Consider the following 25,852-nt stretch of genomic DNA (forward strand, 5'->3'; position numbering starts at 1 on the left):
GGGACCTGGTCGGGCAGTGCCTGGCCAAGGATCCCGCGCGGCGGCCCAGCGCGGGTGAGGCGCTGATGCGGCTGCTCGGGCACGCCGGCGGCGCGACCGGCGGTCCGGGCACGCAGAGCGCCCCTGCACCCCTCTCCCCCCGGGGCATGCTCGCCGAGGGTGTGGCCGCCGCGGCCTGGCAGACCGGCCCGGACAACCACCCCCACCAGGTCGGTGTGCCGTACCAGACGGATCCGCACAGTCACGCGCCCCACCAGGTCGGTGTGCCGTATCAGACGGGGCCGCAGGTCGGTGTGCCGTATCAGACGGATCCGCACAGTCACGCGCCCCACCAGGTCGGTGTGCCGTATCAGACGGGGCCGCAGGTCGGTGTGCCGTATCAGACGGATCCGCACAGTCACGCGCCCTACCAGACCGGTGTGCCGTACCAGACGGTTCCACAGAACCGCCAGATCAATTCGAGCGGGTACCCGCCGTCGTACGGGCCCGTTCTCCAGGAGGTGGGCTACCCGCCGGGGCCGGGGGTGAAGCCGTTCCCCGGCGGGCAAAGGCGCATGCGCCGGATCTGGACCGTGGTCGGCGCGGGGCTCGCGCTCACGCTCGTCGCGGTGACGGTCACACTGGTGACCCGGGGCGGAACCACGCCTGACGTCGGCTCCAGCCCGCGGGCGGGAGCCGGGTCCACCGCCACCCCCACCCCCTCGGTGCCCACCGTGGATCGCGAGGTCAAGCTCCCGGGCACCTCCGTCACGATCCACGAGAGCGACGAGGATCCGATCAAGCTGACCTCGTACACCACGAAGGCGGGAAACGACCGCGCCCTCTACGTTCGCAAGGCCGGCACCCACGAGTTCGCCAAGAGCAACAAGTACGCCCACTACACGCTGAACCCCTCGGGCACCCAGGCCCTCGCCACGCATCGTTACTACAACGATGCCAACGAGGACATCCTCTCGATCGTCGACCACAAGACCGGGGCGGCCAGTGAGGTGAAGATCACCAGATCGCCGTTCTACGCGATCTACCCGCAGTGGTCGCCGGACGGCACCAAGGGCCTGGTCACCGTGTGCGAGACGGTCGAGGACGACGCCGCTCAGAAGCCATGCGGTTACGCGGTCATCGACATCGCCACGAAGAAGGTCACGCTCGTCCCGGCGAAGGAGAAGGACGTGGGGACGACATGGACCTACTTCTGGCGAGGTGACGGCCGGGCGGTCGGCAACTGGGCGATCAACGGTAAGACCAACCGCGTCCGCTTCTACGACCTGGAGGGCACCGTCCTGCAGACCCTGTTGGACGTGGGCACCCCGCTCTGGGTCGACGGGGACGACATCGCCCCGTCCGGCAAGCTGCTCATCACATACTGCAAGGGGACCACCAAGGAGATCTGCGTCTGGTCCACCACCGCCGACGGGGAGCCGAAGGTCCGGATCCCGTTCGAGACCAAGCGGGCCATCGGCTGGTACGACGACCAGCACATCGTGGTCTGGCGGGAGCGGGGCTCCCTCATCGAGGCCGTGCTGATCGACTTCAAGGGCCAGGTGAAGCGGGTGCTCGCCACCAGCACCAACCCCAAGGAGTTCGAGGATCAGTTCCTGCGCTACACCAGGGTCAGCTGAGCGGACGAGCGCCGCACCCCGTCCGAGGTGGCTCGACGCCGAGGATGAACGGCGGGGTGATCGTGTGGTGCGGGCCGTGTCCGGTGAGACCGTGCACGTCACCCCGTTCCGCCGTGCCCGGTGAGACCGTGCACGTCACGCCCGTTCCGTCGCACCCCGTCGGGGCAGGCGGGCAGGGTCACGGTCACCACCAGGCCGCCGCCCTCCCGCGGGCGGGCGGTGACCTCACCGCCGTGGGCCCGGGCGACGGAGCGCACGATGGACAGGCCGAGCCCGGCGCCCTTGGCGGTGACCAGGCGGTCGCCGCCCAGACGGCGGAACGGCTCGAAGAGCGCCGGGATCTCGTACGGCGGCACCACCGGTCCGGTGTTGCTCACCTCCACCTCAGCCCGGCCGTCGTCCCGGGTACGGCTGACGACGCGCACCCAGCCACCGTCCCCGGTGTTGTGCCGGATGCCGTTCTCCACCAGGTTGTGCACCAGCCGCTCCAGCAGAAGCGCGTCGCCGGCGGTGGGTGCCTCGTCCGCCCGCTCGTTCACGGTGATCCCGGCCTGCTCCGCTTCCAGGGCCGTCTGCGCGACCACGTGGCCGACCACGTCGGCCAGGTCGACGGGGAGCCGTTCGGTGACCTCGTTCTCCGAACCGGCCAGCAGGAGCAGCCCGGCGATCAGCCGCTCGTGCCGGGAGTTGATCTCCAGCAGGTTCTCACCCAGCTGTTTGACGTCCTCGGAGGCCGTCTTGCGGTGCATGGCCAGCTCGACCAACGCCCGGCCCAGGGTCAGCGGGGTGCGCAGCTCGTGTGAGGCGTTGGCGACGAAACGGCGCTGCCCGTCGAAGGACCGGTCGAGCCGCTCGACCATGGTGTCGAAGGTGTCGGCGAGATCCTTGACCTCGTCGTCCGGGCCGCGCAGGGCGATGCGCTCGTGCAGCCCGCGGTCGGCCGCCGGGGCCGCGGCGATTCGCCGGGCGGTGTCGGTGACCCGGTGGAGCGGCGCGAGCACCCGGCCGGCGACCAGCCAGCCGAAGCCCGCCGCGGCGCCGCCGACGACGACGAGCGCGATCCCGCCCTGGGTGAGCAGCGAGGCGGTCGCGGCCTCGTGCAGCCTGTCCTGCTGGTCGTCCATCCATTTCTGGGCGTCGGCCTGGGTGAGGATGTCGCCGTCGCCGGTGAACGCGAACAGCTGCCGGGACGGCGCGCCGTTCCCGGTCGGGGACGGCGCGGACTGGGCGGGAAGCGTCGTGCGGGCGAGGACCTTCATCCCGCGGCGTGTGAGCTCCTGGTTGAACAGCGCGTACGTGGTGCCGAGCAACACCATCCCGGCGACGAGGAACAGGCCGCCGTAGATCAGGGTCAGCCGGGCCCGCAGGCTGATGCGGCGCGGCGGCGGCTTCGGGACGTTCACGGGATCCGGTACCCCACTCCCGTGACGGTCTCGACGACCGGCGGGTCGCCGAGCTTGCGGCGCAGTTTGAGGACGGCGAGCCGGACGGCGCCGGTGAACGGGTCCGCGTGCTCGTCCCACGCCTTCTCCAGCAGGTGCTCGGTGGAGACCGCGGCCCCGTCGGCGCGCAGCAGCTCGGCGAGCACGGCGAACTCCTTCTTCGACAACGGCACGTAGCGGCTGTCGCGGAACACCTCGCGGCGCGCCGGGTCCAGGGTGATGCCCGCGCGGCGCAGCACCGGCGGCGCGGCCGGGCGGGAGCGCCGCCCGAGTGCTTGGACGCGGGCGGCCAGCTCGGGGAAGGCGAAGGGCTTGGTGAGGTAGTCGTCGGCGCCGAGCGAGAGGCCGTTCACCCGGTCGGTGACCTCGGCGGCGGCGGTGAGCATCAGTACCCGCGCCGCCGACCCGGCCCCGACCAGTGCGCGGCAGACGTCGTCGCCGTGCACGGCGGGCAGGTCCCGGTCGAGGACGACCACGTCGTAGTCGTTGACGCCTGCCCGCTCCAGCGCCGCCGCGCCGTCGTAGGCGATGTCGACCGCGTGGGTCTCGTCGCGCAGCCACTCGGCGATCGCGTCGGCGAGCAACGGCTCGTCCTCCACCACCAGCACCCGCATCTGTCGTCTTCCTTTCCACGCGCGGAACCGTTCCGCGTATCGGCGTGGGACGGCTCCCCGGGCAATGGTCGCCCATCGGGGTGTTTCCTTTCCGTTAGTGATCCTTTCCCCGCGCCCGCGGAAACGCCGGGGAAACGCGCCGTCGCGTTGCATCGCCTCCTGACAGGCCGGAACCGGTCCGGCCATGACCGGAGGAGACGACGCGATGCGACTGCGCACCCGCGGCGCGCTGGCGGCACTGCCGCTGGCGCTGATGCTGACCGTGACGGGATGCGGCTCGGACGACGGCGGTGGCACCACGGTGGCCTCGGCGGGCGGCGCCAAGAAGGACGGCGGCGGCAGCGCCGCCGCGAGCCTGAGCCCGGACGAGATGGGACTGAAGTTCGCGCAGTGCATGCGCGAGAACGGTGTCGACATGGACGACCCGGAGCCGGGCAAGGGTGTCCGGCTCGTGATAGGCAAGGACAAGAGCGTCGACCGGGCGACGGTGCAGAAGGCCATGGAGGCCTGCCGGGAGTACGACCCGATGGCGAACGGCTCCGCGAAGCCGGACCCCGAGGCGGAGGAGAGAGGCCGCAGGTTCGCCGCGTGCATGCGCGAGAACGGTGTGGAGGAGTTCCCCGACCCCGCACCCGGTCAGCGCGGGGTCAGGATCGACGGCAAGATCGGTGACGACCCGGACTTCGCCAAGGCCCAGGAGAACTGCCAGGACATCTTCTCGGGTGGCCCGGCCGGCCCGGCCGGCCCGGCCACGGGAGGCCAGTGATGGGCGGAGCCGCCGTGGAGGAGCGGGCGCCCGCGGAGGAGGTGCGCCCACGCCGGCGTGGGCGCGGTGGCGGGCGGGTCGCCGCCGCGGTCGTCGTCGTGGCCGCGGGCGCCGTGACCGCCGCCGTGACCGCCGCCGCGTTCGGCCTCGGCGGCGGCCCGGTGGGCGGTACGGCGCAGAGCGCGCTCCCGCCGAAGACCACCCAGGTGACCCGGGAGACGCTCACCGACGCCCGGAGCGCCGACGGGGAACTCGGTTACGGACCGGCCACCGCCGCGACCAGCCGGCTGCCCGGCACGCTCACCCGCCTGCCCGACACCGGCGAGCGGATCACCCGTGGTGAGACGCTGTACGAGGTGGACGGCAGGCCGGTGACGCTGATGTACGGCTCGATGCCCGCGTACCGCGCGCTACAGCCGGGCACCGAGGGCCGGGACGTCGAACAGTTGGAGAGGAACCTGAGCGCCCTCGGCTACAGCGGGTTCACGGTGGACGAGGAGTACACCTACGCCACGGCGGAGGCGGTCGGACAGTGGCAGGAGGACCGGGGCCTGGACGAGACCGGCGTCGTCGAGCTCGGACGCGTTGTCTTCGCCCCCCGCGCCGTCCGCGTGGACAGCCTCCAGGCGGGGAAGGGCGACCCGACGGCACCCGGCCGCAAGGTGCTCTCGTACACCGGCACCACCAAGGCCGTCACCGTGGAACTCGACGCCGCCGACCAGCGGCTGGCGAAGAAAGGCGCCAAGGTCACCGTCACGCTCCCCGACGACACGACCGTCAACGGCCGCGTCGACGAGGTCACCACAGTGATCGAGCCGGGCGACGGCCCGGGTGACGACCCGCAGACCAAGGTCGAGGTGGTGGTCGAGCTCACCGGTAAGAAGGCCCGGAAGGCCGCCGACGCCTACGCCCTGGCCTCGGTGGACGTCTCCTTCACCGCCGGTACGCGGGAGAACGTGCTCACCGTCCCGGTCGCCGCGCTGCTGGCGCTGCAGGAGGGCGGCTTCGGCGTGGAGGTCGTCACGGGCTCCACCTCGGCGTACGTCCCCGTCCGGACCGGCCTTTTCGCCGGCGGGCAGGTGGAGATCTCCGGAGACGGGATCACCGAGGGCACGACCGTGGGGATACCGAAATGATCTCCCTGACGGATGTGACCAAGGTCTATCCCGGCGGCGTCACCGCGCTCGCCGGTGTCTCGCTGCGCATCGGCCGCGGCGAGCTCGTCGCCATCGTGGGTCCGTCCGGTTCCGGCAAGTCGACCATGCTCAACGTGCTCGGCACCCTTGACCGGCCCACGTCGGGCAGCGTGCGCATCGACGGGTACGACGTGGCCCGGCTCTCCGACGCCGAGCTGTCCGCGCTGCGGGCGAGCCGCATCGGCTTCGTCTTCCAGCAGTTCCACCTCGCCGCGCGCACTTCGGCGCTGGACAACGTGGCAGACGGGCTCCTGTACTCCGGGCTGCGGCCCGGCGAGCGGCGCCGCCGGGCCGCGGCGGCGCTGGAGCGGGTCGGCCTCGGCCACCGCATGGACCACGAGCCGCACGAGCTGTCCGGCGGCGAGCGCCAGCGCGTCGCCGTCGCGCGGGCCGTGGCCGGTGATCCCCCGCTGCTGCTCGCCGACGAGCCGACCGGCGCCCTCGACTCCGCCTCCGGGGCCGGGGTGATGCGGCTGCTGCGGGAGCTGCACGCCGCCGGCACCACCGTTGTGATCATTACGCATGATCGGGAGATCGCCGCGTCCCTGCCCCGCCAGGTGCGGATGCGCGACGGCCGGGTGGTGGCCGACTCCGCGCGGCGCGACGTCGTCGTGTCGGATGTCGCGGTGCCGGACGTCGTCGTGTCGGATGTCGCGGTGCCGGACGTCACCGTGCCGAGGGAGGGCTGATGGCCGCCGACGTGATGCGGCCGGCTCGGATGCGGCCGCGTGATGTGGTCAAGGTCGGCGCGGTGGGCCTGCGCACCCGCCCGTTGCGGGCCTTCCTCTCCGCGCTGGGCATCGCCATCGGCATAGCCGCGATGGTCGCCGTGGTCGGCATCTCCTCCTCGTCCCGCGCCGATCTCGACCGCACCCTCGCCTCGCTGGGCACCAACCTGCTCACCGTCTCGCCGGGCACGACCATGACCGGTGAGCAGGCCCGGCTGCCCGTCGAGTCGGAGGTGATGGTGGGCCGGATCGGGCCGGTGGAGTCGGTGTCGGCCGTCGGTCGGGTCGGCGATGCCAAGGTCTACCGCACCGACAAGATCCCCGCGACGGAGACCAACGGGATCGCGGCCTACGCCGCCCGCGTCGATCTGCGCTCCACCATCGGGGCGCAGGTCCGCAGCGGCACCTGGCTCAACGCCGCCACCGGCACCTACCCGGCGACGGTGCTCGGCGCGACCGCCGCGGAACGGCTCGGGATCGGCCACGCGGGTCCTGGCACGCAGGTGCTGATCGGCGGCGAATGGTTCACCGTCGTCGGCGTCCTCGCTCCGGCCCCGCTCGCCCCCGAGCTGGACAACGCGGCGCTGGTCGGCTGGCCGGCGGCCGAGTCCGAACTCGGCTTCGACGGGCATCCGACCACCATTTACACCCGCTCCGAGGAGTCGCAGGTGGAGGCGGTCCGCGCGGTGCTCGGCGCCACCGCCAACCCGGAGGCCCCCAACGAGGTCGAGGTCTCCCGTCCCTCGGACGCGCTCGCCGCCCAGCAGGCCGCGGGCGAGGCGTTCACCGGGCTGCTGCTCGGCCTGGGCGCGGTGGCCCTGCTCGTCGGCGGTGTCGGGGTGGCCAACACCATGGTCATCTCGGTGCTGGAACGACGGGCCGAGATCGGCCTGCGCCGCTCGCTGGGCGCGACCCGGGGCCAGATCCGCATCCAGTTCCTCGCCGAGTCGCTTCTCCTCTCCGCCCTCGGCGGGGTCGGCGGTACGGTGCTGGGCACCGCGGTCACCTCCGGTTACGCCGTCTACCAGGGCTGGCCGGCCATCGTCCCGCCGTGGGCGGTGCTCGGTGGAGTCACCGCCACCCTCGCCATCGGTGCTCTGGCCGGTCTCTACCCGGCGATCCGCGCCTCCCGCCTCGCCCCCACGGAGGCGCTCGCCACACCGTGAACCTGGCGATCGGGGCTGTCCGCCGTGCCGGGGCAGGCCGACCCGGACCCGCCGTGCCGGGACAGGCCGTGCACTACGGCCGCGTCTTCAAGACGTTGCGCCTGCTGCAGTTCCTGCACGACGAGGGCCGCCGCCGCGTGATCCGCACCGCGGAACCATCGACGGTTCGGCCGCCAGGGCTGCCCGTCGGGTGTCGTGGGTTGGGGGCGGGCATACCAGGCGCGGGCGTACCGGGCGCAGGGTCGGTGTCAGTCGTCGATCGCCTGGTAGAGCGTGGTCCAGAAGTCGTGGATAAGCCGCGCCGAATCCGGGGTGGACAGCCCGACCTGGGTGAGCAGGAGCCCGGTGAGCTGGTTGTCCGGGTCGGCGTAGGTGGTGGTGCCGCTTCCGCCGTCCCAGCCGAACTGGCCGACGGGCGCGTAGTCGCCGCGGTAGGTGCGCACCGCCATCCCCATGCCCCAGCCGCCGTGCTGCCCCTGGCCGTGGGACACATGGACGTTGTTGACGGCCATGGCGTGCCGGGCGGCTTGCTGCTCGGGCGTGAGGCGGTTGGTGGTCATCAGCTGGACGGCGGGCCGGGACAGGATCCGTTCGCTGCCGTGCATCCCGTGGTTGAGCAGCATCCGGAAGTAGGCGTGGTAGTCGTCGACGGTGGAGACCAGCCCGCCGCCGCCGCCCTGGAACGCCGGAGGCCGGCTGTGGCGTCCCCCCTTGGCCTCGTCCCACACGAGGAACTCTCCGGTCTGCGGGTCGGGGGCGTAGAGGGTCGGCAGCCGGTCGATCTTGTCGGCGGGCACGTGGAAACCGGTGTCGGTCATGCCCAGGGGGTCGAAGATGCGTTCGCGCAGGAACGTCTCATACGACTGGCCGGTGACCCTGGCCACCAGCACGCCGATCAGATCGTTGCTGATGTGGTACTGCCAGTGTTCTCCGGGCTGGTGCATCAGCGGAAGCGCGCCGAGGCGGCGCATCCACTCGTCCGGCTCGGGCATCGGCTCCGGTCCCGAGGGCGTGAGCCCCTGCTCGAAGATCGCGCCCATGATCGGCGTGCCCAGCGCCGTCATATCCATGCCGAGTCCGAACGTGGAGGTCAGCAGGTCCCGTACGGTGATCGGCCGCCGCGCCGGCACGGTGTCGTCCAGCGGGCCGTCGATCCGCTTCAGCACCCGCCGGTCGGCGAGTTCGGGCAGCCACGGCTCCACCGAATCGTCCAGCCGCAGCCTGCACTCGTCCAGCAGGACCATCGCCGCCGCGATCGCGACCGGCTTGGACGTGGAGGCCATCCGGAAGATGGTGTCCCGGCGCATCGGCGTGCCACCGTGATGGCGCATCGTCCCGATCGCTTCGACGTGCGTCTCACCGCCCCGGCTGACCAGGGCGACGAGTCCGGGGATCTTCCCGGTCTCGACATGCCGTGCCAGCACGTCGCGCAGTCTGCGCAGCCCCGTTTCGGAGAAACCGCTGTTGCTTTTTTCCATCATGAATCTCCTTGCGCACAGTGTTCGATCTGCCGGACCGTCCCGGCCTGGCGCTCATGGCTTCGATGGGCGACGCACGGGGGTCGGGGTGAGCTCGGTCCTGGGGACTCCCTCTGCGGCGTCACCGGCATCCGCCGTCGTTCGGGAATCTCTGAACGCCTGCGACGCTACATTGCGTTCAGAAATCAGTCAACATACGACGAGGGCCTGTTTTTCCTGCTTCTCCCAGTAATAGCGGTCTCATTTGCAATGAGTGTGAAGCTGAATGCAATCAATGATCAGTTTTGCATTGCAATGAGATGCGAGTGAATGCATACTGTGCAGCGGGTGCGCGGGCACCGGGTCCCGCGCATGTCGACACATGGGAGACGAGCACCGATGCCCGGAGGCAGACTCACCAATGAGGACCGTCAGCACATCGCTGCGGGGCTGGCCGAGGGACTCGGATACACAGAGATCGGCAAGCGCCTGGGGCGGCCCGCCTCGACCATCATGCGCGAGGTCACCCGCAACGGCGGACCCGGCGGTTACCGGGCGGACCGGGCGCACGAGGCCACACGCCATCGTGCGCGCCGGCACAAGCAGGCCCGGCCTCCGGCGCCGCCGGTCCCCGGCAGCGGCCATGGGCGGGACCCCCAAGCGGTCCGGGACTTCACGGAGTCCTTCACCGCCCTCCTCGTTCGGCAGGGGCTGCCCCGGATGGAGGCCAGAGTGATGGCCTGCCTGCAGATCACCGACTCCGGCGCTCTCACCGCCGCCGACCTGGTCCAGCGGCTTCGCGTCAGCCCTGCGTCGATCTCGCACGCCGTCGCCTTCCTCGAACAGCAGGGAATGCTCAGGCGGGACCGAGTTCCCGGCGAGCGCCGCGAACGTTATGTCATCGACGATGAGATCTGGCTCCGGTCCCTCCGCGCATCTCTGCAGATGAACGACGCCCTGGTGGCCGCATCGCAGCGCGGAGCCGAGATTTTCGGGACCGCGACCCCGGCGGGTGCCCGCTTCGAGTCCTCCGCCGAATTCCTTCTCCTCGTGAGCGAGGCCCTCCGGCAGGTCATGGAGCAGTGGCGGCAGAGCCAGGCCGCCCGGAGCGCCCGGCACCCGGACACGCCGACCACACGGGATGAACTCGCGTACTGGACCGAGAAGACGAGCGGGCAGCCGGCGGGTGATCGGCAACGCTCTGACAGGCCCGCCTCGGGGGCGGAGGGTGTTTCGTGAACGGCCGCCCGGTGGACGGCCGGAGCCGGACCGCCTCCGCCGCCCGCCTCGCGCTCTTGCAGGCACGGGTGTTCACCCCCGGAGAGCCCTGCGACGATCCGAGGGCTCCGGCCTCGGGGCGCGCGGCCGGGCCTGCCGCGTCGGCGAGCCGGGGGCACCGCGGCGGTCTTCCCGCCGTGCGGGAGGGACGCGGGCGTGGCGGGAGGCCGCCCGGCTCAGGAGCCGGGCGGCGGGGCGACCGAGGACCGCACGATGAGACGTGAGCGGAGGGTGTGCATCTCGCGGCGGGGTTCGGCTCCCTCAAGCGTGTCGAGGAGCACCTCCGCCGCCTTCGCGCCGAGCTGGTGCACGGGCTGCTCGATCATCGTCAGGGGCGGCTCCATGACCGCCGCCCAGGCGCTGTCGTCGAAACCGATCAGCGCGATGTCACGCGGGTAGGAGAGTCCCGCCGCCCGCAGGGCGCGCAGGGCTCCCGTCACCGCCTCGGTCTCGGTGCAGAACACCGCGGTTATGCGGTCGGGGAGGGCGAGCATGCGGGCGACCTCCTGGGTCGCCCGCTCCTCGGTCTTGGGCCCGACCATCACCAGCTCGGGGTCGAAGAGGATGCGCGCGTCGTCGAGCGCGTCGAGGTATCCGCGCAGGCGCTCCCCGTCGGTCCACAGGTTGCGGGACGTCTCCGCCAGCAGCCCGCGCCGGGTGACGGGCCCCTTCGCCGCGGACGGCCCCCACACGAATCCGATGCGGCGGTGCCCGGCCGCGATGAGCATCTCGACCGCCTCCCGCGCCGCGTCGCGGTTGTCGATGACGACCGCGTCGAGGTCGAGCGACGCGACCGCACGGTCGACGAGGACGACGGGGATGCCCCGGTCCATCGCCGCCTTGATGTGCGCGACCTCGCCGCGGGCGACCGCGGCCGACGCGACGATGATGCCGTCGACGCGCTTGTCGATGAGCACGTTCATCGCCGCGACCTCCTCGTCGAGGTTCTCGTACGTGCTCAGCACGATCGTGTCGAAGCCCCGGGCGCGGGAGGTGTCGGAGATGCCGCGCATCACGCCGGCGAAGAAGGGATTGCCGATATCGGCGACGATCACTCCCAGGGTGTGGCTCACGCCTGTCGACATGCTGCGCGCGAGCGCGTTCGCGCGGTAGCCGAGCTTCTCGGCCGCCGCGAGCACCCGCTCCCGCAGTTCCGGGCTGACGTACCCATACCCGCCGAGCGTGCGGGCCGCGGTCGCGCGGCCGACGCCGGCCTCGGCGGCCACCTCGGAGATCGTCGGCGGCCCCGCCGCCTGGCTCCGGTCAGCTGGCATGGATCCCGCCCTCATTTCTCACGTTCGGAGGATCGCCACATGCTAACCACGGCCGGTCACCACGGCGGTGGGTCTGCCGTGGCCGAACGCGCCTTCGACGAAGCACTGATCGTAGGCGGCTTCCGCGCCGTCGCGCAGGGCTCTTTCGATCATGTCATGTCGCGGCGGGGTGCTCGTGGACCAGCCGGCGCGCAGCAGGGAGACCTCGAATCCGGCGAGGAAGGCGTCCCCGCAGCCCATGGTGTCGATGATCTGCCCCGGGTCGTCCACCCGGCGCGCCGGAGCCTCGACCGTGACGTGGCCGTCGTACGCGATCGCCCCGTCCACGCCGCGGGTGGCGAGCGCGAGCCCCGCGCCCCGCCGCACGACCTCGGCCAGGAGCGTGCGCGTGGCGGTTTCGTCGAGGTGGGAGCAGGACATCAGCACCAGGTCGGTGTGCGGGCAGACGCGGTCGAGGTACGCGGGGGTGCGGTACTCGTCCTCGCTGGAGAGGTCGAAGCTCACCAGCGTGCCGAGTCCGGCCAGCTTCGGCAGTTCGCTCTCGCTGCCGGAGTACACGCTTGAGTGCACGAGGTCGAAGGACGACACGTAGCCGAGCAGCCCGTCGTCGAGCACGAGCGGCTCCCGCACCGTGACCCCGCCGCCGTTCCAGCCGAGGAAGACGCGGTCGCCGTCGTCGACGCGCAGGGTGGAGACGCCGGTCTCACCGGCTCGCACGACACAGCGGTCGACGGCGATCCCCTGGGCGGTGATCGCCTCGACCAGGAAGCGGCCGAGCTCGTCGTCGCCGAAGACTCCCAGGTAGCCGGCTTCGAGGCCGAGGCGGTGGGCGTACACGGCGACGTTCACGCTGTTGCCGCCCGGGTAGTCGATGCCGCGGTCGACGAATCGGTCGACGACGTTGTCGCCGAAGCCGAGGACTCTCATAGGACTCTCCTGTGCGCGGGCCCGGTGCGTTGCGGAGCGGGGGCCCGGGAGGGGGACGCGCACGCCGGCGGGGCGCCGGCGTACGCGGACGGTCGGTTGCGGCAGGTGCGAGGGGGATCGCCGAAGGCCGCGCGTGGGTGCCCCGCCCGGACGGTCCGCCGGGCGGGGCGGGGGCTTTCTAGTAGTCCATGACGCGGTAGTAGCGGCGCAGGTCGAGCGAGTGGTCGCGGACCCTTTCGAGGTGCTTGCTGACGCGGCCCATCACGGTGTCGAGGACGAGCGGCGCGAGCAGGCCGCGGAACTCCGGGCTGATCCCCTCAAGCGGGTAGTCGCGCGTGTCGAAGACGGTGACGTCCTTCGAGATGCGCTTGGCGAAGGACTCGACGCGGTCGGTGAGGGCACGCGTCTCGTCCTCGCCCTGGAAGATGACGACGCTCGTGTCCTCTTCGAGCAGTTCGAGTGAGCCGTGGAAGAACTCGGCGCTGTGCACCCTGGTGGTGCGCAGCCACTGCATCTCCTCGAGGATGCACATGGAGTACAGGTAGGTGAAGCCCCACAGGTTCCCGCCGCCGACGAGGAAGTGGTAGTCGGTGTCCTTGTGGGCCTCGGCGAAGTCGGACGCGACGGGCTCGGCCTGCTTCGCCACCTCGACGAGGATCTGCGGGATGTTCGCGAGTTCGCCGGCGAACTTCTCGTAGCCCTCGAACTCACCCCTGCGCGAGAGCAGCCGGCCCATGAAGAGCAGCATCTGCGGGTCGAAGGGCCACGCCTTCGGCTCGGAGATGAGGGCGACGTCGACGTTCTGCGCGATGGGCGACTCGGGGTACCCGGTGAAGCCGATCGTGTAGACGCCCTTGGACTTGCAGTACTCGATGGCGCGGATGCTGTCGTCAGTCGTGCCCGAGACCGAGGTGAAGATCGCCACCGAGCGCTCGCCGAGGGTGGCGTCGCCCGAGACGATCAGCTCCGCCGCGATCACGGAGCGCACGCTGAGGGTGGAGCTGCGCCGGGCGAGGTGCTCGTACGGCCACATCTGGGCGTAGGTTCCGCCGGCGCCGACGAGGAAGAGGTTGTCGAACCCCTCGTCCACGAGGCGGTCGACCAGTTCCTCGATCTGGGGGCGCAACGCCACCGTGCTCGCAAGCTGTGAGAGGAATTCGGGCTCGTTGAAGCCGAGCATCTTCGTGTCCTTTCGGGAGTGCGTGGGGTCGGCGCCGCTCCGTGGCTGATGGCGACTGATACCGGTATCACGCGGAAGTCACGCTGGCACAGTAGGCGGCCGACGTCAACACCGCAACCGGCCGCGTATCGTGAACACCGCGCTGACCAGGAATTACAGGTCACATAACGACATCGAACCGGAAAGCAAAAAAAGATCTTGTTTCTGGGTCTGGTACCGGTATCAGAAGGTCTGTACAGTCAGCCCACACCAAACGGTTCGTGTTGGAGACACCACACGACGGATCTGAGGTGCCACGGCACCGGCGGTCCCCTCTCCCCCCGAGAGAAAGGAAGGCCATGCGCCCTCGCGCACTGACGACGTTCGCGGCACTCGTCGGGACCTCTGTCCTCACCCTCACCAGCTGTGCCGGCGGCGGCGGTGGCGGAACGGCCGACGCCCCCGCGGCCGACGTCGCCGCCGCCCCGGAGTTCTCCGGCACCCTGAGCATCCTCACCAAGTTCGCCGGCGACCCCCTTGAGCCCTACTTCAAGGACCTCGCCGCCGAGTACGAGAAGGCGCATCCCCAGGTGAAGGTCGAGCTCATCCAGGAGACCGACCAGAGCATCAAGGACAAGACCAAGACCCTGACCGCCTCGGACGCCCTCCCCGACATCTTCTTCACCTGGACCGGTAACTGGGCGGAGAACTTCGTGCGCGGTGGCCGCGCGGCCGACCTCAGCAAGGTGATCGGCCCCGACACCGAGTGGGGGAAGACCTTCAGCAAGGCGTCGCTCTCCGCCTTCGCCTTCGGCGGCAAGTACTACGGCATCCCGCTGTACAACAACGGCAAGTTCATGGGCTACAACAAAAAGGCCTTCGACAAGGCCGGGATCAAGGTGCCCACCAGCTTCGAGGAGCTCCTCGGCAGCTGCCGGACGCTGCGCGAGGCCGGGTACGAGCCCATCGCCTTCGGCAACAAGGACGGCTGGCCCGCGCTGCACTACATGCAGCAGCTCTTCGCCTACTCCGTGCCGAGCGACGTCTTCCGCGCCGACTTCAACCCCGAGACGGCCAAGCTCGACCACCCCGGCTACGTCAGCGCGCTCAAGCAGTTCAAGACCCTCGTCGACAGCTGCACCGACACCGGCAAGGGCACCAACGGCGTGCTCTACACCTCGGCGCAGGAGGCGTTCGCCAACGGCAAGGCGGCGATGTACTACCAGGAGATCCTGGAGTTCGACTCCGTGACCGGCGAGAAGAAGCTCCCCGTCGACGACTTCGGCATCTTCCCGCTGCCGGTCCCCCAGGGCGCCGCGGGCAACCCCAAGACGATCGAGGGTGCGCCCGAGGGTTACTTCGTCAACGCCAAGTCGCCGCGGGTGGCGCTCGCCGTCGACTTCATGAAGTTCGTCACGAGCGCGAAGAACGCCAAGACGCTCTCCTCGCCCCCGTACGGCCAGCCCAGCACGGTCATCGGCGCCGTCACGTCCGAGACGTCGAGCAAGGCCGTGTTCGAGGGCATCGAGGCGGTCAACCAGGCGCCGGAGCTGGCCAGCTGGCTCGACATGGTGACGGTGCCCGAGGTCTCCGACGCGTGGCTGGCCGGTGGTGAGGCTCTCATCAGCGGCGGCATGACCCCGGAGAAGGTGCTCGAAAGCGTGCGCCAGGCCTCGAACTCGGCCAAGTAGCCCCAGTCGAAGGGAGAGCGTGCCGGTGCGCGCCGTCTTTCACCGGGCACTCGGGCTCGCGTGGGTCATCCCCGCCCTCGCGGTGGTCGGGGTGTTCGTCTACCTGCCGCTCGTGCAGAACTTCGGGTTCAGCGCGCTCGAGTGGGACATCTACAGCGGGGAGCAGGAGTACGTCGGCCTGGAGAACTACAGCAAGCTGCTCAACGACCCGGTCTTCTGGTCGTCGTTCGGCAACAACGTGCTGTACGCGGTCGTCTCGATCGTGTTCCAGGTGTTCGGCGCGCTCCTCCTCGCCGCGCTCATCGAGAGCATCCGGAGCGACCGGTGGCGGCGCAACCTCCGGGCGATCTACTTCCTTCCCTCGGCGATCTCGCTGACCGTCGCGGGCCTGCTCTTCTACTTCATCTACGAGCCGAACCTGGGCCCGCTCAACCACCTGCTCGAAGCGGTGGGGCTCGGCGAGTTCACCCAGGCGTGGCTGGGCCAGGAGAGCACCGCGATGCTCGCGATCATCGCGATGAGCCAGTGGCAAGGCTTCGGGTACTCCACCCTGCTGTTCGCCGTCGCGATCCAGCGCATCCCGTCGGAGATCTACGGCGCGGCGGCCCTCGACGGCACCGGGCCGATCCGCCGTTTCATCCACGTGACGCTCCCCCTGGTGCGGGAGATGACCGGGCTGATGATGATGGTCACCATCTCGGGCGCGTTCCAGGTGTTCAACGAGGTCATGGTGATGACCAGCGGCGGGCCCAACAACTCGACCCAGGTGATGGGGACGTGGCTGTACCGGAGCGGTTTTGTCCGCAACAACTTCGGCTACGCCGCCGCGATCGCCACGGTGCTCTTCGTGATCACCCTCGGCATCGCCCTGGCGCAGATGTGGGTCACCCGCAGAAGAAGGGTGGAATGGTGAGTCGCCTGAGCTTCCTGGGCGTGATCGCACGCCTGTTCCTGTGGGCCTTCCTCCTCGGTCTCGCGGTGATCGTGCTCTACCCGCTGCTGTGGATGGTCCTCAACGGGTTCAAGACCAACGCCGAACTCTTCGGCAACCCCTTCGCCCTCCCCGCCGACTGGAGTTTCGAGAACTACCAGAAGGCGTGGAACCGCGGGGTGAGCGACTACCTCACCACCAGCGTGCTCGTCACGGTGACGTCGACGATCGCCACCGTGTTCATCAGCGCCTGGGCGGCCTACGGCCTCACCCGCGTGGAGATCCCGTTCAGCAGGACGGTCGCCGGGCTGATCCTCGGCGGGCTCATGCTCACCCCCACCGTGGCGCTCGTGCCGCTGGTGAAGATGTTCCAGGCGATGGGTCTGTACAACAGTTTCTGGGCGCTGCTCATCCTGTACACCGCCTTCCGGGTGCCCTTCACCACCTTCCTCATCCGCGCCTACATGATCGACCTTCCGCACGAGGTCGACGAGGCCGCCAAGATGGACGGCGCCAGCCGCTGGACGGCCTTCTGGCGGATCATCCTGCCGATGTGCAAGCCGATCATCACCTCGACGGTCATGCTGCACATCCTCTTCGCCTGGAACGAGTACCTCTTCGCGATGGTCTTCACCAGCGGCGCCGGCGTGCAGACCCTCCCGGTGGGCCTGACGAGCCTGATGAGCAAGCACGGCACCGACTACCCCGTCGTCTTCGCCGGCATGGTCATCGCGGCGGTCCCGGTGGTGCTGCTGTTCATCTTCGGTCAGCGTTACATCGTCAAGGGTCTCGCCGACGGAGTCGGCAAGTGACCGCGGCGCACCCCGTACGGCAGGAGCCTCGATGACTCTCTCCCTCCGGCAGATCACCGGTTCGAACTTCGCGTACCAGCACCTGCCGTTCGAGCGGTTCCTCGACGACGCCGCCGACCTCGGCCGCGAGCAGGTGGAGCTGTGGGGCATCGCGCCGCAGCTCCACGTCCCGCAGCTGAGCGACGCCGAGGCGCGCGCCATCCGCCGCCGCGCCGAGTCGCGCGGCCTCACGGTACGCTGCCTCACCCCCGAGCAGGTGATGTACCCGGTCAACGTGGCCTCGCCCGTCACCTGGCTGCGCGCGGCGAGCATCGGCATGTTCCGCCGCGCGGCCGAGCTGTGCGCGGAACTCGGAGCGGAGCTGCTCCTGCTGACTCCGGGCCGCGGGTTCGAGAACGAACCGGTGGAGGCCGCGTGGCGCCGCTCCGCCGACGCGATCGGCGAGATCGCCGCCTACGCCGGCACCCTGGGGGTGACGTGCGTGGTCGAACCGTTGCAGCGCGTGGAGTCGAACCTCGTCAACGACTCCCGCGCGCTCGCGAGGATGCTCGACGAGATCGGCGCGCCGAACCTGGGCGCCGTGCTCGACACCGTGGGCATGGCCGTCGCCGGGGAGAGCGTCGACGACTACTTCGACGTCCTCGGCGACCGCGTCCGCCACGTGCACCTGATCGACGGCCGGCCCGCCGGACACCTGGCCTGGGGCGACGGGGAGCTGCCGCTGGCCGACTACCTCGCCGCCCTGGACCGCCGGGGATACCGCGGGTACATGACCTTCGAGCTCTTCGGCGACGGCGGTTACGCGTTCGAGCCGCGGCCGGTGGTGGAGCGGTGCCTCGCGGCCGTGCGGGCCGCGCTCGCCGCCTCCGGCCGGCCCTGAGCCTCCGGGACACCGGCGAGTCGCCGGCCGGGGCCGGTCCGCCGGGATCGGCCGTTCGCCGGGACGGCCGGTCCGCCGGGATCGGATCGGCCGTTCGCCGGGATCGGTCGCTCGCCGGGATCGGCTCGGCCGCCGGGCTCGGCCGTCCGCGCCCGCCGCCGTACCCTCGGCGGTCTCACGTCCTGCCGGGTCATCGCCTAAAGTCGGGCGAATGGCCCCGACTCCCTCCCGGCTGGCCTGGCTGGACGCCCTACGGGGGCCCGCCGCGCTGGCCGTCGCACTGCACCACTCCGCCTGGACCTTCATCCCGGGCATCTGGGGCGAGGTGGATCGCAGAATCGACGTCGGCACCTGGGGCGTCTTCGTGTTCTTCCTGGTCAGCGGCTATATCATCCCCGCCTCCCTGGAACGGCGCGGCGACCTGCGGGCCTTCTGGATCGGCCGGGCCTTCCGCCTCCTCCCCCTGCTGCTCACCGCACTCGGCCTGGCGCTCCTCCTCGCGTACGCCGGTGCGTACGCCCTCCACCCGGGGCTGAGCCTGCGTCCCCTTCCCCTCGTCGCGCTCGGGAACGTGACGATGCTGCAGGAACTCCTCGGCGTGCCCCCCGTCATCAACGTGATGTGGACGCTCTCCTACGAGATGGCGTTCTACCTTCTGGCGGCCGGGCTGTTCACCGCGGGGCAGCAGCACCGGCCGGCCGTGACCGCGGTCGTCCTGGCGCTGCTGGCCGTACTCCTCGGGCTCCTGACGCGGGGCCCGGCCATCGGCGGCCGGGCCGACCTGGTCGCCACGCTCCTCGGCGTCGCGGTCGTCGCGGTCATCGTCGTGTCGGCGCGGGCGCGCGGCGGGACACGCACGGCCGCCGCGGTGACGGGCGGACTCCTCGGCCTCGCGCTGGTGATCCTGGGCAGCCGGATCGGCGCGTGGCAGGGCCTGATCATCCTGGCCGTGATGTTCGCCGGCACGGCCGTGTACCGCGCCGAACAGGGGACGATCCGGTGGCGTACCGCCGTCGCCGCCGTGGTGACGGTCCTGGCCTGCGGGGTCTTCGCCAAGGACGACCCCGGCTGGGCGCCGGCGATCCTGTCGGCCGCCGCCTTCTTCGCGGCCGCGTTCGCGCTGCGGCGCAGGTCGTTCCCCCGGTGGCTCGCCCACCTCGGGGTGATCAGCTTCTCCCTCTACCTGCTGCACCCGCTCCTGTTGGGGGTGAGTCCGAACCTTCCGCTGTTCTTCCTCGTCCTGGTGCCGCTCGGCCATCTGACCCACCGCCTGATCGAGGCCCCCGCCCAGCGCCTCGGCCGCCGGCTGGCCCGGTCGTCAGCGGGGGAGCCGGGGTCGCCGGCGGCTTTTCCGCGGTGAGTTGGCCGTCGTGCCAAGGCTCGTGGGATTGTTGCGCCCTATGAATAGATCGTCCAAGATGACGCACATCCTCCTGGCAGCCGTGTTCGCCGCCGGCCTCTCCGCTTGCTCAGGGGAGGGCACCTCGTCCGCTCCCTCCGCCGCCCCGGCCGCCGCCGAGACCTCCCCGGCTCCGGCCGCCGCCGAGACCGCCGCCGACTCCCCGGCCGCTTCCGCCGCCGAGACCGCCGCCGAGACCTCCCCGGCCGCTTCCGCCGAGCCCACGGCGGGGACGCCCGACGAGGGCGACGGGGCGGGGGACACGGGACCCGCCGTCGCGCTGATCGGAACGCTCGGCGTGGATCTGTCACAGCCGGGCTGGATCACGGTGCAGCTCGACGGGGGTGACACCCAGCCGGTCATGCTCAGTCCGGGCGCGGTGGTGCTCGACGTGCAGGGAGCGGTCTGCGACGAGGGCAAGCTTCCGCACAAGTGCACCGCGGCGCAGCTGGAGAAGGCGCTCAAGGCGGGCAAGTCCTTCTACGCCAAGGTGACGCTCAAGGGCGGGGTGGCCATGCAGGTCGAGGAGATCGTCCAGAACTGACGGCTTCCCTCCCCGCCCGGGGCGGGGGGATTCCGCGATTCCCGGGCAGGCGTTCCCGGTATGCCGGGTGTCCGCCGGCCGTCGGCGAACGGGCCGGGCGGCTCCGGGCGTTCCCCGGGGTTCCGGAGGTTTCAGAAGCTCCGGGAGCTTCGGGAGTTCCGGGGGCCAAGGGGTTCCGGGCGGCTTCGCCGGCCCGGCCGGCGACCTGCGACCGCCCGGGGGCAAGCACCTGTCCGGGGCGCGTCAGAACGTGAAGTCCTCGGCGGAGTCCTCCGTCCCCTGCGTTCTCCGCAGTTCGGCCCGGAGGCCGGGCACCAGGAGTTCGAGAGCCCTGTGCCATTCACGGTGACGCCCGGGGTGCTCCACCATGGCTCCGCACGTCCTGCACATGGGTGGCTGGTTCTGCGTCATGCGGGGATCCCTTCGACGTGGGCGATCGGTACCAACACCTGCCCTGCCGTGCGGTTCCGGAACCACCTTTCCGGAACCGGCCGCCGCGCCCGTGCGGTCGCCCCGGTCTTCCCGCACCGCGGTCGCCCCGGCCATCCGGAGCTGACAGGGCGGCGGCGGACCGGATCGTCGACCGGGTCGACGCCGTCCCCGATCGCGGGCACGGTGGGAACGGTCTCCGGCGCGGCTCTGCCGCGCGGCGTCTCCAGGACCGGCTCGTTGAGCGCGTCGACGAGTTGCTCCTCCTCGTAGGCGAAGCGCGCCTCCAGCCTCGGCGGCCGGCCGGTCGAGTTCCGCCCGGGTCCGGGTCAGTGCCCGGGTCCGGGTCGGGCCCGGCCGCAGGTCTGCGTTCAAGGCTCGCTTTCACGGTTCACGTTCAAGGCTGTCGGCCGAGGTTCGGTTCCGGGTCCGCGTTTGGTACGGCAATACGGAAATCCAGTGTCATTCCATGACATAGGGGTACGGCCTGGGGATACCCGGAGGTCCATCACCGGCCGCGGCAGACCTTCCGGTTTTCCGGCGCCCGCGCCGAGGAGACCGCCACGGCCGACGGGGCGGCGTGGCCGCCGGGCCGGGCCGCCGGTGGACCGGGATCGGAAAGCGACCAGTCGGATGAGGTTCGTATGAGCCAGGAACACGTTCGCATGAGCCAGGAGGGCGATCACATGAGCCAGGAGGGCGATCGCACGACGGACCGCCTCGCCCGCGCGCTGGGCTGGGCCAGCCTTGGCCTGGGCGCGGTGCAGATCGCCGCCCCGGGCGCCGTCGGCCGGCTCAGCGGTGTCGGTGACTCGGCCCCGGCCCGGGGCACGGTGGTGCTGGTGGGCGCGCGTGAGCTCTTCCACGCGGCGCTCCTGCTGGGCGGCGACAGACCGGCACCCTGGGCGTGGACGCGCGTCGCGGGCGACGTCCTGGACCTGACGATGCTCGGCCGGGTGGTCGCCGCCCGTACCGGTACGCGGCGCCTCCGCGCCGTGGCCGCGACGGGGGTGGTCGCCGGTATCGCGGCCGTGGACCTGTGGACCGCGCTCCGCGTGGGCCGGCGCGGCGCGGGAAGGCCGGGCGGGCGCGGTGCGGGAGGGCCGGGCGGGCACGTCCGGAGCCTGCGCGCGGCCATCACGGTCAACCGCCCCCGCCAGGAGGTGTATCGGTACTGGCACGACATCGAGAACCTGCCCCGTTTCATGATCCACCTGGAGTCGGTGAAGACGACCGGCGACGGGCACTCGCACTGGAAGGCGAAGGCGCCGGCGAACTGGACCGTCGAGTGGGACGCGGAGACCGTCCAGGACCGGCCGGACGAGGTGATCGCCTGGCGCTCCATGCCGGGCTCCGCCGTCGGCAACCGCGGCCTCGTGCGCTTCACCGACGCCCCGGGCGGGCGCGGCACCGAGGTGCGGGTGGAACTGGACTACGACGTGCCGGGCGGCCGGCTCGGCCTCGCCCTCGCCAGGCTGCTGGGCGAGCACCCCGAACAGCAGGTACGGGACGACCTGCGCCGGTTCAAACAGATCGTGGAGACCGGCGAGGTGGTCCGCTCCGAGGGCAGCCCGGAGGGCACCCGCGCGCTGCGGCAGGCGATGCAGCGACCCGCCCAGCCGGTGAGATGAGGGGGATCCCATGAAAGCCATCTGCTGGATGGGCCGGAACACGGTCGAGGTCCAGGAGGTTCCCGACCCCAGGATCCTGAACGCCCGCGACGCCATCGTCCGCGTCACCTCGACCGCGATCTGCGGCTCCGACCTCCACCTCTACGACGGCTACATCCCCACCATGAAGAAGGGCGACATCCTCGGCCACGAGTTCATGGGAGAGGTGGTGGAGGTGGGCCCGGAGGTGAAGACCCTGCGGGTCGGCGACCGGGTGGTCGTCCCCTTCCCCATCGCCTGCGGCAACTGCGGCGCCTGCGAGCACGGCCTGTACTCGGTGTGCGAGAACTCCAACCCCAACGCCGGCCTGGCGGAGAAGTTCATGGGCCACTCGCCGTCCGGCATCTTCGGCTACTCCCACATGCTCGGCGGCTACCCGGGCGGCCAGGCGGAGTACGCGCGCGTGCCCTTCGCCGACGTGGGGCCGATCAAGATCGAGGACGGCCTGCCGGACGAGAAGGTGCTGTTCCTGTCCGACATCCTGCCCACCGGGTGGATGGGCGCGGAGATGTGTGACATCAAGCCCGGTGACGTCATCGCCGTCTGGGGGGCGGGACCGGTCGGCCAGTTCGCCGTCGCGAGCGCCTTCCTGCTGGGTGCCGAGCGGGTCATCGCCATCGACCGCTTCCCCTACCGGCTGCGGAACGCCGAGCGCGCGGGGGCGGAGACGCTCGACTACGAGGAGGTCGACGTCTTCGACGCGCTGCGGGAGATGACAGCCGGCCGAGGTCCGGACGCGTGTATCGACGCCGTCGGCATGGAGGCGCACCACCCGACCCCGGCCGTGCACGCCTACGACCGGGTCAAGCAGGCGACCCGGATGGAGACCGAGCGGCCGCACGCCCTGCGCGAAGCGATCATGTCCTGCCGCAACGGCGGGACCGTCTCCGTGATCGGCGTCTACGGCGGCTTCGTCGACAAGTTCCCGATGGGCTCGCTGATGAACCGATCGCTCACGTTGCGGGCCGGTCAGTGCCACGTCCAGCGGTACCTGGAGCCCCTGCTGGGCAGGATCCGCAACGGTGACATCGATCCCAGCTTCGTCATCAGCCACCGCATGGCGCTGGAGGACGCCCCGCGCGGCTACCGGATGTTCAGGGACAAGGAGAACGAGTGCAACAAGATCGTCCTCGTCCCGTAGCCGCGGGGGTGTTCCCGTCGAGTCACCCGGTCAGCCGCCCATCCGCTCCACCGGTCTGCCCAGCAGCGCCGCGCGCGCGGGGACCAGCGTCGCCGCGAAGGCCAGGCCCAGCGTGACGGCGACCATCACGGCGTACGTCAGGGGCGGCACGTACGGCAGCGGCGACTCCGTTATGCCGTAGCTGATCGCCACCAGCGTCGGCGCGGCCACCGCCGTGCCGACGGCCACCGCGATCCCGCCGACCAGCACCGCCTCCCAGCGGATCATGCCGAGCACCTGCCGCCGGGTGCCGCCGACCACGCGCAGCAGGGCGAACTCCCGAACCCGCGCCCCGGTGGCCATGACCAGGGTGTTCACCACCGAGATGACGATGAACACGATGATCAGGCCGAGCGCCAGGAGGTTGGCCCAGGCGTTCTGTTCCTGTTCCACGTCCCGCACGGCGGAGGCGCCCGCCCGGTCCAGGACGGCCAGGCCCGGAGAGAGCGTGGTGAGCGCGTCCCGCAGGTCGCTCCGGCCGGCGGTCACGAGGACCAGCCGGTCGGTCAGGCCGGTGGCCGTGTGGGCGCGCACGTGAAGGCGCCCCGGGGCAGGTCGATCGTTATCCCGCGCAGCGCGTGCACGGTCTGCTTCCGCTGCCTGTATATCTTGGTCACCGCGTTCAACCGCACCGCGTATGCCGTCATGGGCCTCTTCCCGCTCCCCGACCGTGCTCCGTCACCCTGCCCGGGAGGCATGACGGTGCCGCGCATGGCGACGCCGCGTCCCCCGGATCTTCGCGACAAACGTACAAATCACCAGATGCCGGGCACGAGCTTGCTCTCCCCCGGTTCGGGGTAGTGCTGGCCCTACCCCTGCCCGCGCGATCTCCCGGTCCCGTACGGAGGGCCGGGACGGCGGCCGACCAGAGCGGGGGCGATATGCGGCGCGGACCGGGGCGGGGGCGATATGCGGCGCGGACCGGGGCGCGACACGGGCGGGGGTGCGACACGGGGGTGTGACACGGGGCGGCGCGAGACGCGGGCCGGGGTGCGATACGGGGCGATGTGAGACGCGCGCCGGGTGCGATACGGAGCGGGGCGGTTTGGGGCGGAGCGAGACATGGGCCGGGACCGGGCGCGGGCCAGGACGGGTAAAGGCCTCCCCAACCCGTTCGTGTCGCGATCGCGAACGAACGCGGGCGCGTGTCTTCTGGGCGGGAGTGTTGCCCCGCTTTCCTGGAGGTCGGAGATGAGAAAGTCGCTCCACGCCGGCGTACTCGCGCTCGGCTTGCTCGCAGCCGGTTGCGGCGGTGCCGAGGAGGGAGGCACGGCCGGATCGATCACTGCGGATCAGGTCAAAGCCTCGCCCACCTCGTACGAGAGCCCTGCCGCGTCCCCGACGGCGGGCGCGGCCAAGGTCGACCTGGGAGAGACGAAGATCGGGAAGGTCCTGGTGGGTGCGGACGGCCGCACGCTGTACCTGTTCGAGAAGGACAAGGACGGGAAGTCGGCGTGCAGCGGCGACTGCGCGACGGCGTGGCCGCCGTACGTCACGGACGGCAAGCCCGAAGCGGGAGAGGGCGTCAAGGAGGGCCTGCTCGGCACCACCGAACGGGAGGACGGCACGAAGCAGGCGACCTACAACCGTCACCCGCTGTACTACTACGCCAAGGACACCAAGGCCGGGGACGTCCTGGGCCACGACATCGAGGGCTTCGGCGCCGAGTGGTACGCGGTGAACGCGGACGGCAAGAAGGCCAAGGGCTGAGGTCCTCGCCGGGGCCGATGACCCCGACCACGCCCGGTGGCCCACAGGACCGCCCCGTAGGCTCGTTCACACGATGAAGATGATGACGTTCAACGTGCTCAACGGTGGCGAGGACCGGTTCGACCGGATACGCGCGATCGTCGCGGCGGAAAGGCCCGACCTCCTGGTATTCCAGGAGTGCGTCGGCTGGGAGGACGGCGAGAGGCTCCGTGCCGTGGCCGCGGCGATCGGGGTGCCCGCGACCGGCGACCACCTCGTCATGGGACGCGCCAATCGCAGGGGAAGCGGCAGGCGGTACAACGTCTGCCTGGTGTCCCGGCCGCCGATCCTGAGCCACCGGGTGCACGCGCCGTCGCCGATGGCCCACTGCCTCGTCGAGGCCGAGATCGCGCCCGCCGGGGACGGCCCGCCGCTGCTGGTCCTCGGTACGCACCTCGTCTGGACGGACGAACGGGCGAGGCTGGCCGAGGTGGACGAGATCCTGCGCCTCGTCCCCCCGGCGGCCGTCGCCGAGCGCGACTGCGTGCTGCTCGGCGACCTCAACGCGCTGTCCCGGCACGATCCCCACCCCGCCGATCTGGGTGACCGCCTCGCCGCGGCGGGCATCGGCAAGTACGGCCACCCGCCCCGGTTCGACGTGATGGACCGCCTGGAGGCGGCCGGCTGGGTCGACGCCCTGCGGGCCGCGCCCCGCTCACCGCGCTGGGTCACCGCGCCGCGCGAGCGGAACGGCGTGCGGGTCGACACGCGCCCGGACTACGTGCTCGTCTCGCGCCCGCTCGCCGCCAGGCTCGCCTGGGCCGACGTGGTCGACACCGGCACGGCCTCGGACCACCACGCGGTCGTCGCCGCCGTGGATCGGGGGCGGGAACCCGCGGGAAAGCCCGCCGATCACACCGCGGCGGGGCCGGGGGCCGTCCCGCGGCTCACATCTTCGTGAACCCGGCCCACCACGTGCACCTGACCGTGTCAGCGCACGG

At 71.1% G+C, this 25,852-nt stretch carries 25 protein-coding genes; 16 read left to right on the forward strand and 9 right to left on the reverse strand.

Annotation, left to right across the window (positions count from 1 at the left end):
* Positions 1–1,619: TolB-like translocation protein (locus ABD841_RS03780; RefSeq protein ID WP_486389200.1), on the forward strand; the 1,619-nt coding region annotated here is incomplete at its 5' end.
* A 98-nt stretch (positions 1,620–1,717) separates the two neighbouring features.
* Here ABD841_RS03780 and ABD841_RS03785 read toward each other — a convergent pair.
* Positions 1,718–3,022 (reverse strand): sensor histidine kinase, encoded by a 1,305-nt coding sequence (locus ABD841_RS03785; protein WP_344967875.1) that lies wholly within the window; start codon positions 3,020–3,022, stop codon positions 1,718–1,720.
* A complete protein-coding gene (locus tag ABD841_RS03790) occupies positions 3,019–3,675 on the reverse strand; it encodes a response regulator transcription factor (protein ID WP_344967877.1) in 657 nt (218 codons plus the stop codon). The genes ABD841_RS03785 and ABD841_RS03790 overlap by 4 nt, the downstream gene beginning before the upstream one ends.
* A gap of 205 nt (positions 3,676–3,880) precedes the next feature.
* On the opposite strand from ABD841_RS03790, the gene ABD841_RS03795 reads away from it, so the two are divergent.
* The 4 genes from ABD841_RS03795 to ABD841_RS03810 are packed head-to-tail and all read left to right on the forward strand — an operon-like array spanning position 3,881 to position 7,531.
* Positions 3,881–4,441 (forward strand): hypothetical protein, encoded by a 561-nt coding sequence (locus tag ABD841_RS03795; protein ID WP_344967879.1) that lies wholly within the window; start codon positions 3,881–3,883, stop codon positions 4,439–4,441.
* Positions 4,441–5,577 carry an efflux RND transporter periplasmic adaptor subunit gene (locus ABD841_RS03800; RefSeq protein ID WP_344967881.1) on the forward strand — a complete coding sequence of 379 codons (1,137 nt, stop codon included), beginning with the start codon at positions 4,441–4,443 and terminating at the stop codon, positions 5,575–5,577. Before ABD841_RS03795 ends, ABD841_RS03800 begins: the two co-directional genes overlap by 1 nt.
* Positions 5,574–6,326 carry an ABC transporter ATP-binding protein gene (locus tag ABD841_RS03805; protein ID WP_344967883.1) on the forward strand — a complete coding sequence of 251 codons (753 nt, stop codon included), beginning with the start codon at positions 5,574–5,576 and terminating at the stop codon, positions 6,324–6,326. The genes ABD841_RS03800 and ABD841_RS03805 overlap by 4 nt, the downstream gene beginning before the upstream one ends.
* The gene (locus ABD841_RS03810; RefSeq protein ID WP_344967885.1) at positions 6,326–7,531 is read left to right on the forward strand and encodes an ABC transporter permease; all 1,206 of its coding nucleotides are present in this window, start codon (positions 6,326–6,328) and stop codon (positions 7,529–7,531) included. The genes ABD841_RS03805 and ABD841_RS03810 overlap by 1 nt, the downstream gene beginning before the upstream one ends.
* Before the next feature lie 248 nt (positions 7,532–7,779).
* On the opposite strand, the gene ABD841_RS03815 is transcribed toward ABD841_RS03810, so the two are convergent.
* Entirely contained in the window at positions 7,780–9,009 is a 1,230-nt protein-coding gene (locus ABD841_RS03815; RefSeq protein WP_344968218.1) for a serine hydrolase domain-containing protein, read from the reverse strand.
* 378 nt (positions 9,010–9,387) lie between these two features.
* On the opposite strand from ABD841_RS03815, the gene ABD841_RS03820 reads away from it, so the two are divergent.
* Entirely contained in the window at positions 9,388–10,227 is an 840-nt protein-coding gene (locus ABD841_RS03820; protein WP_344967887.1) for a GbsR/MarR family transcriptional regulator, read from the forward strand.
* 215 nt (positions 10,228–10,442) lie between these two features.
* Here ABD841_RS03820 and ABD841_RS03825 read toward each other — a convergent pair whose 3' ends face one another.
* From ABD841_RS03825 to ABD841_RS03835, 3 genes are all read right to left on the reverse strand, one after another.
* Complete coding sequence (locus tag ABD841_RS03825; protein ID WP_344967889.1) at positions 10,443–11,540, reverse strand: LacI family DNA-binding transcriptional regulator; 1,098 nt, start codon at positions 11,538–11,540, stop codon at positions 10,443–10,445.
* A gap of 42 nt (positions 11,541–11,582) precedes the next feature.
* Positions 11,583–12,467: a PfkB family carbohydrate kinase gene (locus tag ABD841_RS03830; protein ID WP_344967890.1), complete on the reverse strand. Its 885-nt coding sequence runs from the start codon at positions 12,465–12,467 to the stop codon at positions 11,583–11,585.
* Between the two features lie 178 nt (positions 12,468–12,645).
* Positions 12,646–13,647 (reverse strand): SIS domain-containing protein, encoded by a 1,002-nt coding sequence (locus ABD841_RS03835; RefSeq protein WP_344967892.1) that lies wholly within the window; start codon positions 13,645–13,647, stop codon positions 12,646–12,648.
* A 338-nt stretch (positions 13,648–13,985) separates the two neighbouring features.
* Here ABD841_RS03835 and ABD841_RS03840 point away from each other — a divergent pair, with 338 nt between their 5' ends.
* The 6 genes from ABD841_RS03840 (at position 13,986) to ABD841_RS03865 (ending at position 19,883) form a co-directional block, all read left to right on the forward strand.
* Positions 13,986–15,317, forward strand: a complete 1,332-nt coding sequence (locus ABD841_RS03840) for an ABC transporter substrate-binding protein (RefSeq protein WP_344967894.1) — start codon at positions 13,986–13,988, stop codon at positions 15,315–15,317.
* Between the two features lie 25 nt (positions 15,318–15,342).
* Positions 15,343–16,230 carry a carbohydrate ABC transporter permease gene (locus ABD841_RS03845; RefSeq protein WP_344967896.1) on the forward strand — a complete coding sequence of 296 codons (888 nt, stop codon included), beginning with the start codon at positions 15,343–15,345 and terminating at the stop codon, positions 16,228–16,230.
* Positions 16,224–17,060, forward strand: coding sequence for a carbohydrate ABC transporter permease (locus ABD841_RS03850; protein ID WP_344967899.1), 837 nt, complete (start codon positions 16,224–16,226; stop codon positions 17,058–17,060). The genes ABD841_RS03845 and ABD841_RS03850 overlap by 7 nt, the downstream gene beginning before the upstream one ends.
* Positions 17,061–17,091: 31 nt before the next feature.
* A complete protein-coding gene (locus tag ABD841_RS03855; RefSeq protein ID WP_344967901.1) occupies positions 17,092–17,940 on the forward strand; it encodes a sugar phosphate isomerase/epimerase family protein in 849 nt (282 codons plus the stop codon).
* Between the two features lie 211 nt (positions 17,941–18,151).
* A complete protein-coding gene (locus ABD841_RS03860) occupies positions 18,152–19,300 on the forward strand; it encodes an acyltransferase family protein (protein WP_344967903.1) in 1,149 nt (382 codons plus the stop codon).
* A 58-nt stretch (positions 19,301–19,358) separates the two neighbouring features.
* The gene (locus tag ABD841_RS03865; RefSeq protein WP_344967905.1) at positions 19,359–19,883 is read left to right on the forward strand and encodes a hypothetical protein; all 525 of its coding nucleotides are present in this window, start codon (positions 19,359–19,361) and stop codon (positions 19,881–19,883) included.
* Between the two features lie 243 nt (positions 19,884–20,126).
* On the opposite strand, the gene ABD841_RS03870 is transcribed toward ABD841_RS03865, so the two are convergent.
* Positions 20,127–20,294 (reverse strand): hypothetical protein, encoded by a 168-nt coding sequence (locus ABD841_RS03870; RefSeq protein ID WP_344967907.1) that lies wholly within the window; start codon positions 20,292–20,294, stop codon positions 20,127–20,129.
* A 662-nt stretch (positions 20,295–20,956) separates the two neighbouring features.
* Between ABD841_RS03870 and ABD841_RS03875 the strand changes: the two genes are divergently transcribed.
* Entirely contained in the window at positions 20,957–21,943 is a 987-nt protein-coding gene (locus tag ABD841_RS03875) for an SRPBCC family protein (protein WP_344967909.1), read from the forward strand.
* 10 nt (positions 21,944–21,953) lie between these two features.
* Positions 21,954–23,123 (forward strand): zinc-dependent alcohol dehydrogenase, encoded by a 1,170-nt coding sequence (locus tag ABD841_RS03880; protein WP_344967911.1) that lies wholly within the window; start codon positions 21,954–21,956, stop codon positions 23,121–23,123.
* Positions 23,124–23,153: 30 nt separating this feature from the next.
* Here ABD841_RS03880 and ABD841_RS03885 read toward each other — a convergent pair whose 3' ends face one another.
* Together ABD841_RS03885 and ABD841_RS03890 are read right to left on the reverse strand one after the other, a co-directional pair.
* Entirely contained in the window at positions 23,154–23,696 is a 543-nt protein-coding gene (locus tag ABD841_RS03885) for an FtsX-like permease family protein (protein WP_344967913.1), read from the reverse strand.
* Positions 23,669–23,809: a hypothetical protein gene (locus ABD841_RS03890; RefSeq protein WP_344967915.1), complete on the reverse strand. Its 141-nt coding sequence runs from the start codon at positions 23,807–23,809 to the stop codon at positions 23,669–23,671. The genes ABD841_RS03885 and ABD841_RS03890 overlap by 28 nt, the downstream gene beginning before the upstream one ends.
* Positions 23,810–24,353: 544 nt before the next feature.
* Here ABD841_RS03890 and ABD841_RS03895 point away from each other — a divergent pair.
* On the forward strand, positions 24,354–24,872 hold the full coding sequence (locus tag ABD841_RS03895; RefSeq protein WP_344967917.1) for a COG4315 family predicted lipoprotein: 519 nt from the start codon (positions 24,354–24,356) through the stop codon (positions 24,870–24,872).
* Between the two features lie 73 nt (positions 24,873–24,945).
* The gene (locus ABD841_RS03900; RefSeq protein WP_344967919.1) at positions 24,946–25,812 is read left to right on the forward strand and encodes an endonuclease/exonuclease/phosphatase family protein; all 867 of its coding nucleotides are present in this window, start codon (positions 24,946–24,948) and stop codon (positions 25,810–25,812) included.
* The last annotated feature ends 40 nt before the right edge of the window (positions 25,813–25,852 follow it).

It is taken from the genome of Streptosporangium fragile (assembly GCF_039534445.1).
Classification (GTDB): domain Bacteria; phylum Actinomycetota; class Actinomycetes; order Streptosporangiales; family Streptosporangiaceae; genus Streptosporangium; species Streptosporangium fragile.

Coding starts and splice junctions, on each gene's coding strand:
- ABD841_RS03790 (WP_344967877.1), bottom strand. CDS start 3,675: ATGCGGGTGCTGGTGGTGGAGGACGAGCCGTTGCTCGCCGACGCGATC.
- ABD841_RS03795 (WP_344967879.1), top strand. CDS start 3,881: ATGCGACTGCGCACCCGCGGCGCGCTGGCGGCACTGCCGCTGGCGCTG.
- ABD841_RS03800 (WP_344967881.1), top strand. CDS start 4,441: ATGGGCGGAGCCGCCGTGGAGGAGCGGGCGCCCGCGGAGGAGGTGCGC.
- ABD841_RS03805 (WP_344967883.1), top strand. CDS start 5,574: ATGATCTCCCTGACGGATGTGACCAAGGTCTATCCCGGCGGCGTCACC.
- ABD841_RS03810 (WP_344967885.1), top strand. CDS start 6,326: ATGGCCGCCGACGTGATGCGGCCGGCTCGGATGCGGCCGCGTGATGTG.
- ABD841_RS03815 (WP_344968218.1), bottom strand. CDS start 9,009: ATGGAAAAAAGCAACAGCGGTTTCTCCGAAACGGGGCTGCGCAGACTG.
- ABD841_RS03820 (WP_344967887.1), top strand. CDS start 9,388: ATGCCCGGAGGCAGACTCACCAATGAGGACCGTCAGCACATCGCTGCG.
- ABD841_RS03825 (WP_344967889.1), bottom strand. CDS start 11,540: ATGCCAGCTGACCGGAGCCAGGCGGCGGGGCCGCCGACGATCTCCGAG.
- ABD841_RS03830 (WP_344967890.1), bottom strand. CDS start 12,467: ATGAGAGTCCTCGGCTTCGGCGACAACGTCGTCGACCGATTCGTCGAC.
- ABD841_RS03835 (WP_344967892.1), bottom strand. CDS start 13,647: ATGCTCGGCTTCAACGAGCCCGAATTCCTCTCACAGCTTGCGAGCACG.
- ABD841_RS03840 (WP_344967894.1), top strand. CDS start 13,986: ATGCGCCCTCGCGCACTGACGACGTTCGCGGCACTCGTCGGGACCTCT.
- ABD841_RS03850 (WP_344967899.1), top strand. CDS start 16,224: ATGGTGAGTCGCCTGAGCTTCCTGGGCGTGATCGCACGCCTGTTCCTG.
- ABD841_RS03855 (WP_344967901.1), top strand. CDS start 17,092: ATGACTCTCTCCCTCCGGCAGATCACCGGTTCGAACTTCGCGTACCAG.
- ABD841_RS03860 (WP_344967903.1), top strand. CDS start 18,152: ATGGCCCCGACTCCCTCCCGGCTGGCCTGGCTGGACGCCCTACGGGGG.
- ABD841_RS03865 (WP_344967905.1), top strand. CDS start 19,359: ATGACGCACATCCTCCTGGCAGCCGTGTTCGCCGCCGGCCTCTCCGCT.
- ABD841_RS03870 (WP_344967907.1), bottom strand. CDS start 20,294: ATGACGCAGAACCAGCCACCCATGTGCAGGACGTGCGGAGCCATGGTG.
- ABD841_RS03875 (WP_344967909.1), top strand. CDS start 20,957: ATGAGCCAGGAACACGTTCGCATGAGCCAGGAGGGCGATCACATGAGC.
- ABD841_RS03880 (WP_344967911.1), top strand. CDS start 21,954: ATGAAAGCCATCTGCTGGATGGGCCGGAACACGGTCGAGGTCCAGGAG.
- ABD841_RS03890 (WP_344967915.1), bottom strand. CDS start 23,809: ATGACGGCATACGCGGTGCGGTTGAACGCGGTGACCAAGATATACAGG.
- ABD841_RS03895 (WP_344967917.1), top strand. CDS start 24,354: ATGAGAAAGTCGCTCCACGCCGGCGTACTCGCGCTCGGCTTGCTCGCA.
- ABD841_RS03900 (WP_344967919.1), top strand. CDS start 24,946: ATGAAGATGATGACGTTCAACGTGCTCAACGGTGGCGAGGACCGGTTC.